The organism is Edwardsiella hoshinae NBRC 105699 = ATCC 33379 (genome assembly GCF_000474215.1).
Classification (GTDB): domain Bacteria; phylum Pseudomonadota; class Gammaproteobacteria; order Enterobacterales; family Enterobacteriaceae; genus Edwardsiella; species Edwardsiella hoshinae.
This window is the reverse complement of sequence record NZ_BAUC01000003.1, coordinates 67,053-81,564: the sequence shown is the minus strand read 5'-3', so window position 1 is coordinate 81,564 and position 14,512 is coordinate 67,053. Positions and strand designations below refer to the sequence as shown.

Annotated in this window: 13 protein-coding genes, 3 tRNA genes and 2 pseudogenes; 12 read left to right on the top strand and 6 right to left on the bottom strand. The window is 53.5% G+C overall.

The window, feature by feature from the left end:
- Position 1 precedes the first annotated feature (1 nt).
- Complete coding sequence (rluE, locus tag EHO01S_RS01235) at positions 2-631, bottom strand: 23S rRNA pseudouridine(2457) synthase RluE (protein ID WP_232238230.1); 630 nt, start codon at positions 629-631, stop codon at positions 2-4.
- Positions 632-873: 242 nt separating this feature from the next.
- Between rluE and icd the strand changes: the two genes are divergently transcribed.
- Positions 874-2,127, top strand: a complete 1,254-nt coding sequence (gene icd / locus EHO01S_RS01230; protein ID WP_024522246.1) for an NADP-dependent isocitrate dehydrogenase — start codon at positions 874-876, stop codon at positions 2,125-2,127.
- Between the two features lie 166 nt (positions 2,128-2,293).
- On the opposite strand, the pseudogene EHO01S_RS19240 reads toward icd, so the two are convergent.
- Positions 2,294-2,428: pseudogene (locus tag EHO01S_RS19240) on the bottom strand (integrase); the annotation flags it as partial.
- A 71-nt stretch (positions 2,429-2,499) separates the two neighbouring features.
- Here EHO01S_RS19240 and EHO01S_RS01225 point away from each other — a divergent pair.
- The 3 genes and pseudogenes from EHO01S_RS01225 to EHO01S_RS01210 all read left to right on the top strand — a co-directional run.
- Entirely contained in the window at positions 2,500-2,679 is a 180-nt protein-coding gene (locus EHO01S_RS01225) for a DUF4222 domain-containing protein (RefSeq protein ID WP_024522245.1), read from the top strand.
- A 566-nt stretch (positions 2,680-3,245) separates the two neighbouring features.
- Positions 3,246-4,115 carry a Rha family phage regulatory protein gene (locus EHO01S_RS01215; protein ID WP_035370168.1) on the top strand — a complete coding sequence of 290 codons (870 nt, stop codon included), beginning with the start codon at positions 3,246-3,248 and terminating at the stop codon, positions 4,113-4,115.
- Positions 4,108-4,407 (top strand): annotated as a pseudogene (locus EHO01S_RS01210) (helix-turn-helix domain-containing protein); the annotation flags it as partial. The gene EHO01S_RS01215 and the pseudogene EHO01S_RS01210, both read left to right, overlap by 8 nt.
- 107 nt (positions 4,408-4,514) lie before the next feature.
- Here EHO01S_RS01210 and EHO01S_RS01205 read toward each other — a convergent pair.
- The 3 genes from EHO01S_RS01205 to EHO01S_RS01195 all read right to left on the bottom strand — a co-directional run bounded on the left by EHO01S_RS01205 (position 4,515) and on the right by EHO01S_RS01195 (position 6,537).
- The gene (locus EHO01S_RS01205) at positions 4,515-5,267 is read right to left on the bottom strand and encodes a substrate-binding domain-containing protein (RefSeq protein ID WP_024522241.1); all 753 of its coding nucleotides are present in this window, start codon (positions 5,265-5,267) and stop codon (positions 4,515-4,517) included.
- A 494-nt stretch (positions 5,268-5,761) separates the two neighbouring features.
- Positions 5,762-6,226: a GlpM family protein gene (locus tag EHO01S_RS17335; protein WP_232238229.1), complete on the bottom strand. Its 465-nt coding sequence runs from the start codon at positions 6,224-6,226 to the stop codon at positions 5,762-5,764.
- Positions 6,227-6,312: 86 nt separating this feature from the next.
- Positions 6,313-6,537 (bottom strand): DUF2594 family protein, encoded by a 225-nt coding sequence (locus tag EHO01S_RS01195; RefSeq protein WP_024522240.1) that lies wholly within the window; start codon positions 6,535-6,537, stop codon positions 6,313-6,315.
- 562 nt (positions 6,538-7,099) lie between these two features.
- Between EHO01S_RS01195 and uvrY the strand changes: the two genes are divergently transcribed.
- The 6 genes from uvrY (at position 7,100) to EHO01S_RS01165 (ending at position 10,613) form a co-directional block, all read left to right on the top strand.
- Positions 7,100-7,756: a UvrY/SirA/GacA family response regulator transcription factor gene (gene uvrY / locus EHO01S_RS01190; RefSeq protein WP_024522239.1), complete on the top strand. Its 657-nt coding sequence runs from the start codon at positions 7,100-7,102 to the stop codon at positions 7,754-7,756.
- A complete protein-coding gene (gene uvrC, locus EHO01S_RS01185) occupies positions 7,749-9,581 on the top strand; it encodes an excinuclease ABC subunit UvrC (RefSeq protein ID WP_024522238.1) in 1,833 nt (610 codons plus the stop codon). Before uvrY ends, uvrC begins: the two co-directional genes overlap by 8 nt.
- A gap of 55 nt (positions 9,582-9,636) precedes the next feature.
- Positions 9,637-10,185 (top strand): CDP-diacylglycerol--glycerol-3-phosphate 3-phosphatidyltransferase, encoded by a 549-nt coding sequence (gene pgsA / locus EHO01S_RS01180; protein ID WP_024522237.1) that lies wholly within the window; start codon positions 9,637-9,639, stop codon positions 10,183-10,185.
- A 137-nt stretch (positions 10,186-10,322) separates the two neighbouring features.
- Positions 10,323-10,398, top strand: a tRNA-Gly gene (locus tag EHO01S_RS01175).
- Positions 10,399-10,438: 40 nt separating this feature from the next.
- A tRNA-Cys gene (locus EHO01S_RS01170) sits at positions 10,439-10,512 on the top strand.
- Between the two features lie 14 nt (positions 10,513-10,526).
- A tRNA-Leu gene (locus EHO01S_RS01165) sits at positions 10,527-10,613 on the top strand.
- A 102-nt stretch (positions 10,614-10,715) separates the two neighbouring features.
- On the opposite strand, the gene EHO01S_RS19235 is transcribed toward EHO01S_RS01165, so the two are convergent.
- Positions 10,716-10,877 (bottom strand): site-specific integrase, encoded by a 162-nt coding sequence (locus tag EHO01S_RS19235; RefSeq protein ID WP_024522236.1) that lies wholly within the window; start codon positions 10,875-10,877, stop codon positions 10,716-10,718.
- Positions 10,878-11,384: 507 nt separating this feature from the next.
- Between EHO01S_RS19235 and etsA the strand changes: the two genes are divergently transcribed.
- Complete coding sequence (gene etsA / locus EHO01S_RS01155) at positions 11,385-12,575, top strand: macrolide efflux RND transporter periplasmic adaptor subunit EtsA (RefSeq protein WP_024522235.1); 1,191 nt, start codon at positions 11,385-11,387, stop codon at positions 12,573-12,575.
- Positions 12,572-14,512, top strand: a complete 1,941-nt coding sequence (locus EHO01S_RS01150) for a MacB family efflux pump subunit (RefSeq protein ID WP_024522234.1) — start codon at positions 12,572-12,574, stop codon at positions 14,510-14,512. The genes etsA and EHO01S_RS01150 overlap by 4 nt, the downstream gene beginning before the upstream one ends.

Sequence of the window (14,512 nt, the reverse complement as noted above, 5' to 3'; positions counted from 1 at the left end):
CTCAGGGCCAGTCGATCTCACGCCAGCAACCCGGCGCCAGATCCTCTAAGGTAAGGGTACCGATACTATACCGGATCAGACGTAGCGTGGGATAACCGATATGCGCCGTCATGCGGCGGACTTGACGGTTGCGCCCCTCATACAGCGTGATCTTCAGCCAAGTGGTGGGGATATGCTTACGCTCGCGGATAGGCGGATTGCGCGGCCACAGCCAGTTCGGTTCGCACACCCGTTCTACTTGGGCCGGTAGCGTCGGGCCATCCTTTAGTGTCAGGCCTTGGCGGAAGCGGGCCAGGTCAGACTCCGTCGGCTCGCCCTCCACCTGTACGTAGTATACCTTGCCAGTGCGCTTGCCCGGTTGGGTCAGTTGTGCCTGAAGTTGCCCATCGTTGGTTAATACCAGCAAACCCTCGCTGTCGCGATCCAAGCGCCCGGCGGCATAGATTCCCGGCAGCGGGATATAGTCTTTCAGGGTGGCGCGTCCCTGCTCATCGGTGAACTGGGGCAGTACGTCGAAAGGCTTATTGAAGATCACCACCCGCCGCGGTGCCGGCGGGCGTTTGTCTATACTGGGACGACGGAGCGGGCGTTGTGGACGGCGTGTACGAGATTTGGGGTCTGATTTTGACATTTTCCTGGCCATATAGGATGTTAGCAAGGCGCATGAGCAAAACTGTGCGTCATGGCGCACGGATTATAGCTAAAAATGTATTCCGATTGGCGTTATCCTTCAATTCAAGTAATATTGACACGGATTTTACAGGTGATTAACAAAAAATAGGGTAAAACACGAGGTAATATTTATTAAATCAACCGGTTGATTCCTGCAAGGTGCGGGCGAAACCTAAGCAAGTTACGCGGAGGGAGAAGTTAATGGAAAGTAAAGTCGTGGTGCCGGCTGAAGGGCAGAAAATTAGTGTTGACGCGCAGGGAAAACTGAACGTTCCGGCACAGCCCATCATTCCGTTTATCGAAGGGGATGGCATTGGGGTCGATGTGACGCCGGCGATGATCAACGTAGTCGATGCCGCCGTTGCTAAGGCATATCACGGTGAGCGCAAGATCGCTTGGATGGAGATCTACACCGGTGAGAAAGCGACCCACGTTTACGGCCAAGACGTATGGCTGCCTGATGAAACGCTGGCGTTGATCCGTGAATACCGCGTAGCGATTAAAGGCCCTTTAACGACTCCGGTCGGTGGTGGTATTCGTTCGCTCAATGTCGCTCTGCGTCAGCAGTTGGATCTGTATATTTGTCTACGACCGGTGCGTTACTACCAAGGGACTCCGAGTCCGGTGAAACAGCCGGAGTTGACCGATATGGTGATTTTCCGCGAGAACGCCGAAGATATTTACGCGGGTATCGAATGGAAGGCCGATAGCCCTGAAGCGAAGAAGGTGATCAACTTCCTGCGTGAGGAGATGGGGGTCAATAAGATTCGCTTCACCGATCACTGCGGTATCGGGGTGAAGCCGTGCTCCGAGCAGGGTAGCAAACGCCTGGTGCGAGCGGCTATCGAGTATGCCATCGCCAACGATCGTGAGTCGGTGACCCTGGTGCATAAGGGCAACATCATGAAGTTTACCGAGGGTGCCTTCAAGGATTGGGGCTACCAATTAGCGCGCGAGGCGTTCGGCGGAGAGCCGATCGATGGCGGTCCATGGCTGGCGGTGAAGAATCCGCGTAACGGTAAAACCATCGTGATCAAGGATGTGATCGCCGATGCCTTCCTGCAACAGATCCTGCTGCGCCCGGCGGAGTATGACGTAATCGCCTGTATGAACTTGAATGGTGACTATATTTCCGATGCATTGGCCGCTCAGGTCGGCGGCATTGGCATCGCGCCGGGGGCTAACATTGGTGATGCGTGTGCGTTGTTTGAGGCGACTCACGGCACCGCGCCTAAATATGCCGGTCAGGATAAGGTGAACCCGGGCTCGATCATCCTCTCTGCCGAGATGATGCTGCGTCACATGGGCTGGACGGAAGCGGCGGACCTGATTGTTAAAGGTATGGAAGGGGCGATCGCCAATAAGACCGTGACCTATGACTTCGAACGTCTGATGGATGGTGCTAAGCTGCTGAAATGTTCAGAGTTTGGCGATGCGATCATCGACAACATGTGATTTTTTCAGATAACATATAGCCAACATAAATTGTTAATTTTATGTTGGCTTTTTATCTGCACATCTTTCCCCAAAACTTCCCCAAAACTCTTCCCCAAAACCGTGCAAAAAATAATCAACTTTAGGGTGCTCATATCAACGCAAGCTAGGATGAGAGAGCTCGCTGCTAAACGGCAATAACCATCCATGCTTTCCCTCGGTCATCGTTATATTTATCCGTCATTTTCTGTGATTTATGTCCCAGCAGTTTTTGTGTCTCCAGTCCCTGTTCCCGCTAGCGTCGTTCAGACAGAGTACGTTGTGGTTGGCCGTCTGTCGTCAGCCGCGAGGCGGTGGGTATCGCCTGGGGGGCGTTTTACGGGAGGGGGGATCATGGCTAAGTATCCGCGAGTCGGCCATCTGTACCAAGACGTGTATGAGCATACCGTGCGTGTGGTTGCGACGAGTGCAGAGAGGCAACGGATTACCTATCAGCGAACTGAACCGGCCTATGGCTGGACGATTAACGCGGCCTTGGTTGTGTTCAACGCCCGTTTCAGGAGGCTAGCATGAGCATTGATCAACGATTAATCGCCCACCGGCGGGTGGGTAGGTACGATCAGATTTTGACATCCGCCGGGTTGTGCTGCTTCAGCCAGTCCTTGAGGGCGGCATCCATGCGTGTTTGCCATCCACGTCCGGTTGAGCGGAATGCGGCGATGACCTCCGGGGAGTACCGGATAGTGGCGGATTGTTTAGTTGGCTTATCGGATGATGGTCTTCCGCGCCGAACACGTTTTTTGCCGTCATACAGGTCTGCACTGGCAAAAAACGCCTCATCCAGCTCTGGCGCATCATCCGGATCAACCCAGGTACTTTTCAAATCTTTTAATTTCTCGCTCATTGGCTTTCCTCATAGAGATAATGCGCCGCACGTTACCGCGTGGCGTCCAGACCATGACAACAATTCTGGCATCCAGTTTCCCTACGGTGATTTTTCTGATCTCCCCATAGTCCTGGCGGCAGTCTTCGGCGGTGAAGTGCATCCCCGCGAAGATTTCACCGGCTCTGGCGAAATCAATGCCGCGTTCCAGCAGCGTTTTCTCCCGCTTGTTCTGGTCGTATTCAATTTTCATACAATTAGTGTAGTTACATTAAATCGGAAGTCAAACGTTGATTCTTTAAATTGCGGGCGCTACACTGCGCTAGCAACGGCAAAATCCGTTGCCGGGATTTGCACCCCGGAATTGATCACAGCGCACGACCGCGCTTTAGCGGTTTTTTTGTGTGCGATGCACGGCTACATCCAGTTTATGGTGGGGCGTGCAGGGCAGTCTTCGGACTGGCCGGTTTCTGTGGTCACCGGTAGTGCAAACCCTGCACGTCTCACCACCCATGAGATTTGCACCTCTAGTGGTGAGTTGAAAAAACTGACCACAGAGGCTGCCATCATGGCTACGATCCCCGTCCTCGATCACCCTGAAATCACCGTTATCAACGGTCAGGTTGTTACTTCTTCTGTCGCTATTGCCGACTATTTCCTCAAGCGTCACGATGACGTTCTAAAGAAAATCCGTACTCTCGAATGTTCCTCCGATTTTCATGCCCGCAATTTTGCGGAGATGTTTATCGATGTGACCATTGGTAATGGAGCCGTTCGCCGAACCCCTACCTACCAAATCACCCGCGATGGTTTCGCGTTCCTGGCGATGGGCTTTACCGGCAAGCGGGCGGCCCGGTTCAAAGAAGCCTCCATCACCGCCTTTAACCAGATGGAAAGGGTCCTAAATGGCGTACCAGCGCTACCAGGCCCCGCACCCAATGCGCACGCGGTATATCTCTACATGACAGAGATCCACCGGGTGTGGATGGCTCACCTGTACCCGATGCTGGTGGCTTCCCAGTCTCCACTGGCTCACCGCCTGCATGACGACATCAACGATGCTCTTTTCGCCTCAGCGCTTGTCGATCGTTCGCTGAACAGCAACAAGGAGGTATGCGATGAGTAGCAAATTGCATGGCCTGGTATGGGAAGGGTGTGCCCATGCTGGTCTGATCCTTTCTCGCGTGGCTGTGATGGCACGGTTAGCGGATGACAGCAACGATGAGGGGCTGTCGTGGCCGGCGGTGGAGACTATCCAGCGTCAGATAGGTGCCAAGAGCAAGACCACAGTTTCGGCGGCGATTGATGAGCTGGCGCGTGATGGCTGGCTGACTAAGGCTGCCCGTAAGTCTGGTGGGCGTGATCTGAGCAATGTTTACCAGATCAATGTCGATAAGCTGGAGGCGGCGGTTGTTGCATGACTACTAAGTCTAGGAAGTAGGGGGAGCGCGTTGTTCCCCCCGCGCTTGCCCCCATTATAAGGGAGCAAGCTAGGTAACGCTCTACTTGCTGGAGGCGTGATGACTTATTTAGTTACATTCCATGTTGTTTTCCAGCCATAACTATCAAAAATAGTTTTAGCTTCGTTGCTAGATAAGAACGCAATGAACTCTTTTGCTTTCTTGTTATTAATCCCCGCTGGGGTATAGGCGATGCTCACGGGGCGATAAATACGGTACTGAGGCTCAACAGGGATCAGATCCGCCGAGTCTTTCAAGTTGTAGTACCAGTGATTCCAGATGATCATTGCATCAATGCTGGTGTCCTCTTGCCATTTTTTAACCGCTTCCGCGCTGTTATTAGCATAAAATGCAATTTTATGGTTGATGTTATTGATATCTGCAATATTACCAGTTCTACCGATTACATCCTCCCACAGGCCGCTTTGACCGGCACCATTTACCACGATAATCTTCACCGGCTCCTTGAGCAGTGAGTTAATACCGTGGATGCCTTTAGGGTTATCCTTACGGACTAGGATGGATACCGGGCGCAGATATAGCGCAGTATTATTTGTGAGATTAAAGTCCTTTTTTAATTGATGTAGCATGATTTCTGAACCGGAAAAGATCAGATCGGCATTTTGCTTAGCTTTTGCTTGCCATTTGGCAGGCGGACCGAAGGTTACGTTGACGGTGACACCGTATTTTTCTTGAAACTGTTTGGCGCTTGCTTGCAGCGCCGGGGCGGGGCCGCCGGGGCCATAGATATTGAGAGTTTCTTGTGCCATGGCGCTGAGGGGAAGCAATAATGTTGCAGTAAGTAGATATTTCTTCATGATACCTCCTGTTACGTTGTGTGCTTAAATGTTGTTTTTGAGTTTAAAGGAGGCGGATTTAGGTTCTTTAATTGTTACTACCTATTTATTTAATTGGAAATACCTATTGAACTAACTGGCGTATCGCAGAGGGAGCGCGTTCGGCGGTGTTGTGTTTTGGGGAGGTAAGAATTTACTAGCCTCTCTCCCTATAGTAGAAAAGGCCGCGGGTATGCCGGGGATGCGGACGGCGCGGGGAGAGTCGAATACGATGCCTATTGCCTGCACGCTGATGCTATTCCGGCCCCTTTAGGCTGTCGGAACAAAACGCATGTGCACGGTGATCTCGCTTGCTGTTTCTTGTGTTGCGGCGTGAGGTGGTTCGTTATCGCTGTGGCCCTCTCTATCTGGAGCGCGGTATGCACAGCGGCATACGCTGGCGTTGCTACATGTGTAGATCCCTGGCCTAAGGCGCGCGGTTACGAGCAGGAATCGTCATCGTCTGGGTGGCGGCGCTAGCGTGCGACGTACCGGCGGATCTGCGCATCCCTTTTGCCGTGGGGATGCCAAGCCCAGCGCTCAAGAGACAGCTTGTTACTCCCCATCGAAGGCGTGACGCTCCTGAGGAACGTTGAGACTAGCCTTGCCATAGTCGGGTCAATCCCCCCCGGCGGCGAGCGCCCAGCAGCGCCACGGGCAGTGGTAGATGTCCTAGCAAGAAATACAGGGAGAAGAAGATAGCTCAGATAGGGAATGATGGCCCATAGCCCGTACAGGAGAGTGTGGCGCAAGGCATCGAGGGCGCGCTCACGGCCAACGATGTAATGCGTGAGCCAGACGAAGCGGGGAAACATCGGTTCCAGCCCGGCCAGATAGTAATTTTTACTGCGGGAGCAGAGGGCGATCAATACCACCGCCAATGCGCCGATCACCGCTTTGAGCGCGAGCCCCATGCCGGACTCCTGATGCCGACTGCGCATCCGACATCCCCGGGGAAGGCGTGTAATGGTACATAACGCCCTGCCTGGCCGGGGTAAGGCAGCCTGTCGGTGCGTAAGTCGCCGACTTACTGACGATAGACGTGTTTGATTTGCGCCATGGTTTTCTTGAAGGCTTCGGATTGTTCCTGATCTTCCAACCGGCCCGCATATTTTTCCATATTGATGATCACTTTACCGGCATCAGCCTGCCCCATGGCCTTGAGCATCTCGGTCAGGGTGGCTTTCAGACAGGTGACCTCGTGCGTCAAAGCTTCGAGGGTCGCTTCGGTAGAAAAATCAGCGTTGCTCATACGTTACCTTTTGTTAATCTGGCGCACCCGTTGCGGGATGCGCGGTTGTTCGTTTGACGATCCGCCACCATGCGCCTGCGCGCGGCCACGGCATAATCGGCGGCGAAGTATATCACAATATATCGGATATTGTGCTGTAACATTGTTAGTATTGATTTTATGGCGATGAAGGCTATTTTTCTTATTTTTGCCTAATCTTCGGCCGCCGTTGTCGCCATTCTTGCGCCTGCTGAGGTCATTTCAGCGGGATCATTTCGGAGGTATCGCCGTGGCTATTTGGCCGAGCACGCTATTATATTCCCGCGAGGTGTTTTTGGCGCTGAAACGGCCATCCAGCGAGGTGATAGGTTTGCACTATGGAAAAAGCATTGATTTAATAAATTGATTTTTAATGATATTTTTATATAAGCTGAAAAAACGAACAATTGTGCTGACCTATCTTTTTTAGCGAATTTTCTGCATTAAGTAACATTTAATCTATTCATTCTTTCGCTAAAAAACAGTAGACTGAGAAAGCTACTTATAAAGTATGTTGTTGTTTCCACAGCTGGGAGATTTATCTTTGATTAGCGTTCTTCTTGTTGATGACCACGAACTGGTGCGCGCAGGGATACGACGCATTCTTGAAGATATTAAAGGAATTAAAGTGGTGGGAGAGGCGCAGTGTGGCGAAGACGCGGTGAAGTGGTGCCGCAGCAACTGTGCCGATATTGTGTTGATGGATATGAATATGCCGGGGATCGGCGGTCTGGAGGCGACCCGTAAGATCTTACGGGTGAAGCCCGAGGTGAAAGTCATCATGTTGACCATCCACACGGAAAACCCGTTGCCGGCTAAGGTGATGCAGGCCGGTGCTTTCGGCTATCTCAGCAAGGGCGCGGCACCGCAGGAGATGATCAGTGCGATTCGTGCGGTGTATTCCGGCCAGCGCTACATTGCTTCCGACATCGCCCAGCAGATGGCGTTGAGCCAACTGGCGCCACAGAATGAGTCGCCGTTCGGTTGTTTATCCGAGCGTGAACTCCAGATTATGCTGATGATCACCAACGGCAGTAAGGTGACGGAGATTTCCGAACAGCTGAATCTGAGCCCTAAAACCGTTAACAGCTACCGTTATCGCATGTTTAGCAAACTGAACATCAGCGGGGATGTCGAATTGACCCATTTGGCGATCCGGCACGGGCTGTGCAATGCAGAGAAAATCCTAAGCGGTGAGTGAATGTTTCGATGCGGTCGCCTTCCTCAAGACGGTGACCTGCCAACCGGGGGTGTACCGGATGTACGAGGCCGGCGGCGAGGTGATCTACGTCGGCAAGGCTAAAGATCTCAAAAAACGTCTCTCCAGCTATTTCCGCCGTCAGCTCGCCAGCCGCAAGACCGAGGCCCTGGTCCGCCAGATCGCTCATATCGATGTCACCGTGACTCACACGGAGACCGAGGCGTTGTTGCTGGAACACAATTACATCAAGCGTTACCAGCCGCGCTACAATGTCTTGCTACGCGATGATAAGTCTTACCCTCTGATCTACCTTAGCGCCGAGCGTCACCCTCGTCTGGCGGTGCATCGCGGTGCCAAGCGCGCTCGTGGCGACTATTTCGGCCCCTTCCCGAACGCCAGCGCGGTGCGGGAGACCCTGGCCCTGCTGCAAAAGTTGTTTCCTATTCGTCAGTGTGAAGATAGCGTTTACCGCAATCGCTCGCGTCCCTGCCTGCAATACCAGATCCAGCGTTGCTTGGGGCCCTGTGTCGCCGGCCTGGTCAGCGACCAGGAGTATGCACGTCAGGTTGACTATGTGCGCCTGTTCCTTTCTGGTAAAGACAGCCAGGTGGTGGATGCGTTAGTCGCCCGCATGGAGGAGGCCAGCCGAGCGTTACGTTTTGAAGAGGCGGCGCGCTTGCGCGACCAGATCCAGGCGGTGCGCCGGGTGACCGAACGCCAGTTCATCTCTGGCGATCACGACGACATCGATGTCGTCGGCGTCGCGTTTGAGGCAGGGATGGCCTGCGTCCATGTGCTGTTTATCCGCCAGGGGCAGGTGTTAGGCAGTCGCAGCTACTTTCCACGCGTGCCCGCCGGCACGGAGCTCGCCGAGGTGGTGCAGACCTTCATCGGTCAGTTCTATTTGCAAGGCAGCCAGACGCGTACCTTGCCCGGGGAGATCTTAATCGACTTCGCGCTGCCGGAGCGACAACTGTTGGCCGCATCGATCAGCGAGCTAGCCGGGCGTCGCATTCACATCCAGTCACAGCCACGCGGTGATCGGGCGCGTTACCTGAAACTGGCGCGCACCAATGCAGCCACGGCGCTCAGCAGCAAGCTCTCCCAACAGTCGACCATCCTGCAACGCCTCAGTCAACTGGAGCAGGTGTTACAGCGTGCCGACATTCAACGCATGGAGTGTTTCGATATCAGCCACACCCTGGGGGAGGAGACGGTGGCCTCCTGCGTGGTCTTCGATCGCAATGGACCGCTGCGTAGCGAATATCGACGCTATAATATTAGTGGTATTACCCCTGGCGATGACTATGCCGCCATGCGCCAGGTGTTACGCCGCCGCTATGGCAAGGCGCTAAATGACGAGAAGATCCCCGACGTCATCTTCATCGACGGTGGCAAAGGGCAACTGGCACAGGCCAAAGAGGTCTTCGCCGAGTTGGCGGTGACTTGGGATAAAACGCGCCCCTTGCTGCTGGGTATCGCCAAGGGGAGTGATCGTAAGGCGGGATTGGAAACCTTATTCTTGGTCCCACACGGTGAGGGCTTCTCCCTAGCCCCAGATTCACCGGCGTTGCATCTGATCCAACATATCCGCGACGAGTCGCATAACCATGCCATCAGCGGTCACCGGAAAAAGCGGGCTAAGGTGCGTAACACCAGCGCGTTGGAGTCCATCGAGGGCATCGGCCCGAAACGACGCCAACAGTTGCTTAAGTATATGGGAGGAATGCAATCGCTGCGCGACGCCAGTGTCGATGAGATCGCAAAAGTGCCCGGTATTTCAGTCGCATTGGCGGAAAAGATCCACTATGCGTTGAAACAATAAGGGCGTTGTAGCAACATAAACGCAATATCCACGAAAGGAAGATAGTCACCGTACTATGCGCTTAAATATCCCTACGCTATTGACGCTGTTTCGCGTCATTCTGATCCCGTTTTTTGTCTTGGCCTTCTATCTTCCGTTCACCTGGGCCCCTTTCGCCTGTGCGCTGATCTTCGTGGTGGCGGCGGTGACCGACTGGTTCGATGGCTTTCTCGCCCGGCGCTGGAAACAAACCACCCGTTTCGGCGCCTTCCTCGACCCGGTGGCCGATAAGGTGATGGTGGCGACGGCGCTGGTGCTGGTGACTGAGTATTATCACGTTTGGTGGGTGACGCTGCCGGCGGCCACCATGATCGCCCGCGAGATCATCATTTCTGCGCTGCGGGAATGGATGGCGGAGATCGGTAAACGCAGCAGCGTGGCCGTCTCTTGGATCGGTAAGGTGAAGACGACCGCACAGATGCTGGCGTTAGTTGGGCTATTATGGCGCCCGGACATCTCTATCATCATCGCCGGGGTAGTGGCACTGTATATCGCCGCCGTGTTGACCTTCTGGTCGATGTTTCAGTACCTGAGCGCCGCGCGTGGCGATCTCTTGGATTCATGAGGCCGCTGCGTTAAAAAGCGGCAAACGCACGTCCGATGCGAAAAAGAGAGTTGACGCCGTCAGTCAGATAAGTAGAATGCATCGCATCGGACGGCAATAATGAAATGCCAGAAGATACAACTAAATAAGTTGATTATGCGGGAATAGCTCAGTTGGTAGAGCACAACCTTGCCAAGGTTGGGGTCGCGAGTTCGAGTCTCGTTTCCCGCTCCAAATTTTATGACTGTGCCGATGCGGCTAGGTCATCCGGTTTGGCGCGTTAACAAAGCGGTTATGTAGCGGATTGCAAATCCGTCTAGTCCGGTTCGACTCCGGAACGCGCCTCCATTTTATTTGTCGCCGCCCGGATGGTGGAATCGGTAGACACAAGGGATTTAAAATCCCTCGGCGTTCGCGCTGTGCGGGTTCAAGTCCCGCTCCGGGTACCATGACAAATAATATAAAAATCAATGCGAAAGCATTGCATCTAAACCACCGTAAGGTGGTTTTTTTGTGCTTCTACATCACCTTTCATAATATTCTCCCGGCCATCACTGCCCATCTACCGTCGGAACGATCGGGATCTTTCGGTCATAACGAGCGGTTTGCTCTACGTTCTTATGACCAGAAATGGCCTGCTTCTCGTAGATGTTCCCCTTCAGATCAGAGATACCCTGAGCCTTCAGATCGTGAAAGGTGAAGTTAAAGTCCAACTTGGGGTATTGCTCTTAGGCTGCTTTCTTTGCCTGACGCCAACGACTGTTGAAACCGTCCCGGCTGTACTTGTGACCAGAGCGCTACCTGATGGCATATCGTGTACTTTTACCTAGTGGGGGGGAGGATATCTGCCAATTATTCCTTGAGTGTTCCCCGCGCTCGCGGGGATAAATCGTTTGGCCAATGCTTGGATGACGCCGCGCGTTAGTGTTCCCCGCGCTCGCGGGGATAAATCCCATTCCGCCGGTGACGCAACCGTTAAGCGAGACGGTGTTCCCCGCGCCCGTGGGGATAAATCGTCGTTTATGAAGATCGCGTTGTCCGGTCGTTTTGTGTTCCCCACGCTACAGCTGATAGCCTGTATGGCATTCATTGCGCGTCGCAGAGACTCCGGTTAGGAGGCCTATCCCATCGCGTTGTGTTTAGCTCTAGTAGAACGTAGCTGGGGCATTATGAATAATATCTAAGGCTATGGCTTTTTACTGTTATGGAAAACCTGCACCATGTTAAAAAAATGCCTTTCCCATCCTATTATCGCCTTGGCTTCGCTGCTACTGATTATCCTTATCATCGTGTTGTTCCTCTTCTTCTTGCACCGCCCACAGACGCCGGAATATGTCACCGCTCCTGTACGCAAAGGTGATATCGAAAATGCCGTGCTGGCAACTGGCCGAATCGATGCAATCGAGCGTGTTAACGTCGGGGCTCAGGTATCGGGCCAGGTTAAGTCGTTGAACGTGAAATTGGGCGATCGTGTCACTAAAGGGCAACTGATTGCCTATATTGACGATGTGCCGCAGCGTAATGAGTTGCGTAACGCCGAAGCCGCGCTCAATGTGGTTAACGCCGATCTGCAAGCAAAAAAAGCACTCTTGAAACAGGCTGAACTGCGTTTTAAGCGTCAGCGCCAACTGCTGAGCGAAGACGCTAGTTCGCGCGAAGATGTTGAATCCGCAGAGGCCACACTCGCGACTGCTCGCGCTGAATTATTGTCTCTGAATGCCAAGCTTATCCAAGCACAGATAGAAGTAGATAAAAAAAAGGTCGACCTGAGTTATACCCGGGTTGTCGCCCCGATGGACGGTATCGTTATCGCCGTCGTCACTCAACAGGGGCAGACGGTTAATGCCAGCCAAAGTGCCCCCACGATTATTAAGCTAGCGCGGCTGGATGTTATGACCATCAAAGCACAGATCTCCGAGGCCGATATCACCCGGATATCCGCTGGGCAGAAAGCACGGTTCACCATTTTCTCTGAGCCGGACAAGCACTATGAGGCGACCTTGCGCACCATAGAGTTAGCGCCAGAGTCGGTGATGAAAGATGATTCGCTTGCCGGCAGCAGTTCCACTTCGGGGAGCGCGCCCTCGAATGCCTCTGTTTACTATAACGCGCTGTTCGACGTGCCTAACTCCGCAAATCATTTTCGTATTGGCATGACAGCGCAGGTCACGTTGTTGACCAGTGAAGCTAACAATACGCTGCTGGTGCCGATTCAGGCGGTGCATCATGCGGATGGGAATCAGCAGCAAGTACAGGTTTTGACTGATGACGGTAAGCTGGAAAACCGCGCGGTGAAAACCGGGATAACGAACAGCGTGGATATTCAGATCCTAGAAGGCGTAACGGTTGGGGAAAATGTCGTATTGTCGCAGTCGGGTGAAATCGCGTCTGAGGAGGGGAATATTCCGTGAGAAATATCATCGAATTGCGAGGGATTACCCGGATCTATGGCAAAGGCGATCAAGCGATTACTGTCCTGAACAATGTGCATCTGACTATTGCGGCCGGGGAGATGGTGGCGATCATCGGGGCCTCCGGCTCAGGGAAGTCGACCCTGATGAATATCATGGGTTGTCTTGATGTCCCCACTCGCGGCGACTATTTCATCGATGGAAAAAACAGCGCTCAGCTTTCTGCGGATGCGTTGGCAGAGGTACGGCGGGAGTATATCGGCTTTATTTTCCAGCGTTACCATCTGATGCCGGATCTTAGCGCGCTGGATAACGTGGAGATCCCTGCGATTTACGCCAATAGTCGGCGTGACCAGCGTAGGTTACGAGCGGCCATGTTGTTGGCTAAGCTTGGGCTGGCGGGGCGGGAACACCATAAGCCCAGTGAACTTTCCGGTGGCCAGCAACAGCGCGTCAGCATTGCCCGTTCGCTCATTAACGGGGGCGAAATTATCCTGGCTGACGAGCCAACCGGCGCCTTGGATTCACAGTCCGGGCAGGAGGTGTTGGCCATTCTGCATAAGCTTAACCAGCGTGGTCATACGGTTGTGATGGTGACCCATGATATGAAGGTGGCGCAACACGCTAACCGTATTATCGAGCTGCGTGACGGCGAAATTATCTCTGATAAAGGCAGCCGTGCCCTGTCCGCAGCGACCTTTACGCCGCCGGACAAGACTCAGCAGCGTCGCTGGCAGAGTGTGCTCGATCGTAGCCGCGAATCCCTACACATGGCGCTAAAAGCGATGAATGCGCACCGACTGCGCACCATGCTAACCATGACGGGCATTATTTTCGGTATCGCCGCGGTGGTTACCGTTGTGGCTCTGGGGGAGGGGGCAAAGCAACAAACGCTGGATAATATCAAAGCGCTGGGCACCAACATGGTCAGTATCTACCCTGGCCAGGATTTCTTCGACGATAGCAGCGAGGAGATTCGTACATTGGTTCCAGCCGACGCTGAAGCATTAGCACAACAAGGGTTTATTGACAGCGTGAGCCCGGAGGTTAGCGCCTCGGATACTATTCGTTTTCGCGCGAAATCAGCCACCGCTTCAATCAATGGCGTCGGTCGTGACTATTTCCGAGTTAATGGTATTACGTTATTGCAAGGGGCGACCTTTCGGGACGATCGTGCCGCCCAGCAGGAGGTGATCATCGATGAAAATGCGCGCAAAGCATTATTCGATGCCGCTGGATTACCAGCCCTGGGGCAAGTTGTCTTCCTCGGATCCGTGCCCGCGCGTGTCGTTGGTGTCGCGAAAAGCAATAACCGTCGCTATGCGCCAAACCGTATTACCGTGTGGATGCCTTACAGCACGGTCATGTACCGTATGACTGGCAAACCCATTCTGAGCAGTATCAGCGTCCGGTTGAAAGATCATGTCGCTAATGAGGCGGCGGTTAACGCTATCTCACAGCTCCTAACTCAGCGCCACGGAGTAAAAGACTTCCAGCTCTACAATGTCGAGCAGATAAGAAAATCTATCGAGCGAACCTCAATGACGTTTAACCTGCTCATTATCATGGTGGCCTGCATCTCGCTGATGATCGGGAGTATCGGGGTGATGAACATTATGCTGGTTTCCGTCACTGAACGAACCCATGAAATAGGGGTGCGCATGGCGGTAGGGGCGCGCCGGATCGATATTATGCAGCAGTTTATGATTGAAGCTGTGCTGATTTGCTTGATCGGCGGTGTCGTAGGGATTGCGCTGTCATACGCGGCAGGCGCACTGTTTAGCGCGCTAGCGGGAGGCATGTTTACGGCGATTTATTCGTGGCAGAGCGCCATGGTAGCATTTTTCTGCTCAACGCTCATCGGCATGATCTTCGGTTATCTCCCCGCGCGTAAGGCGGCAAGAATGGATCCGGTCGTTTCACTGGCCAGCGAGTAA

What these genes read in the sequence shown, in the direction of transcription:
- rluE (WP_232238230.1), bottom strand. Translation starts at nt 631, where the DNA reads ATGTCAAAATCAGACCCCAAATCTCGTACACGCCGTCCACAACGCCCG.
- icd (WP_024522246.1), top strand. Translation starts at nt 874, where the DNA reads ATGGAAAGTAAAGTCGTGGTGCCGGCTGAAGGGCAGAAAATTAGTGTT.
- EHO01S_RS01225 (WP_024522245.1), top strand. Translation starts at nt 2,500, where the DNA reads ATGGCTAAGTATCCGCGAGTCGGCCATCTGTACCAAGACGTGTATGAG.
- EHO01S_RS01205 (WP_024522241.1), bottom strand. Translation starts at nt 5,267, where the DNA reads ATGAAGAAATATCTACTTACTGCAACATTATTGCTTCCCCTCAGCGCC.
- EHO01S_RS17335 (WP_232238229.1), bottom strand. Translation starts at nt 6,226, where the DNA reads ATGCGCAGTCGGCATCAGGAGTCCGGCATGGGGCTCGCGCTCAAAGCG.
- EHO01S_RS01195 (WP_024522240.1), bottom strand. Translation starts at nt 6,537, where the DNA reads ATGAGCAACGCTGATTTTTCTACCGAAGCGACCCTCGAAGCTTTGACG.
- pgsA (WP_024522237.1), top strand. Translation starts at nt 9,637, where the DNA reads ATGCGCTTAAATATCCCTACGCTATTGACGCTGTTTCGCGTCATTCTG.
- etsA (WP_024522235.1), top strand. Translation starts at nt 11,385, where the DNA reads ATGTTAAAAAAATGCCTTTCCCATCCTATTATCGCCTTGGCTTCGCTG.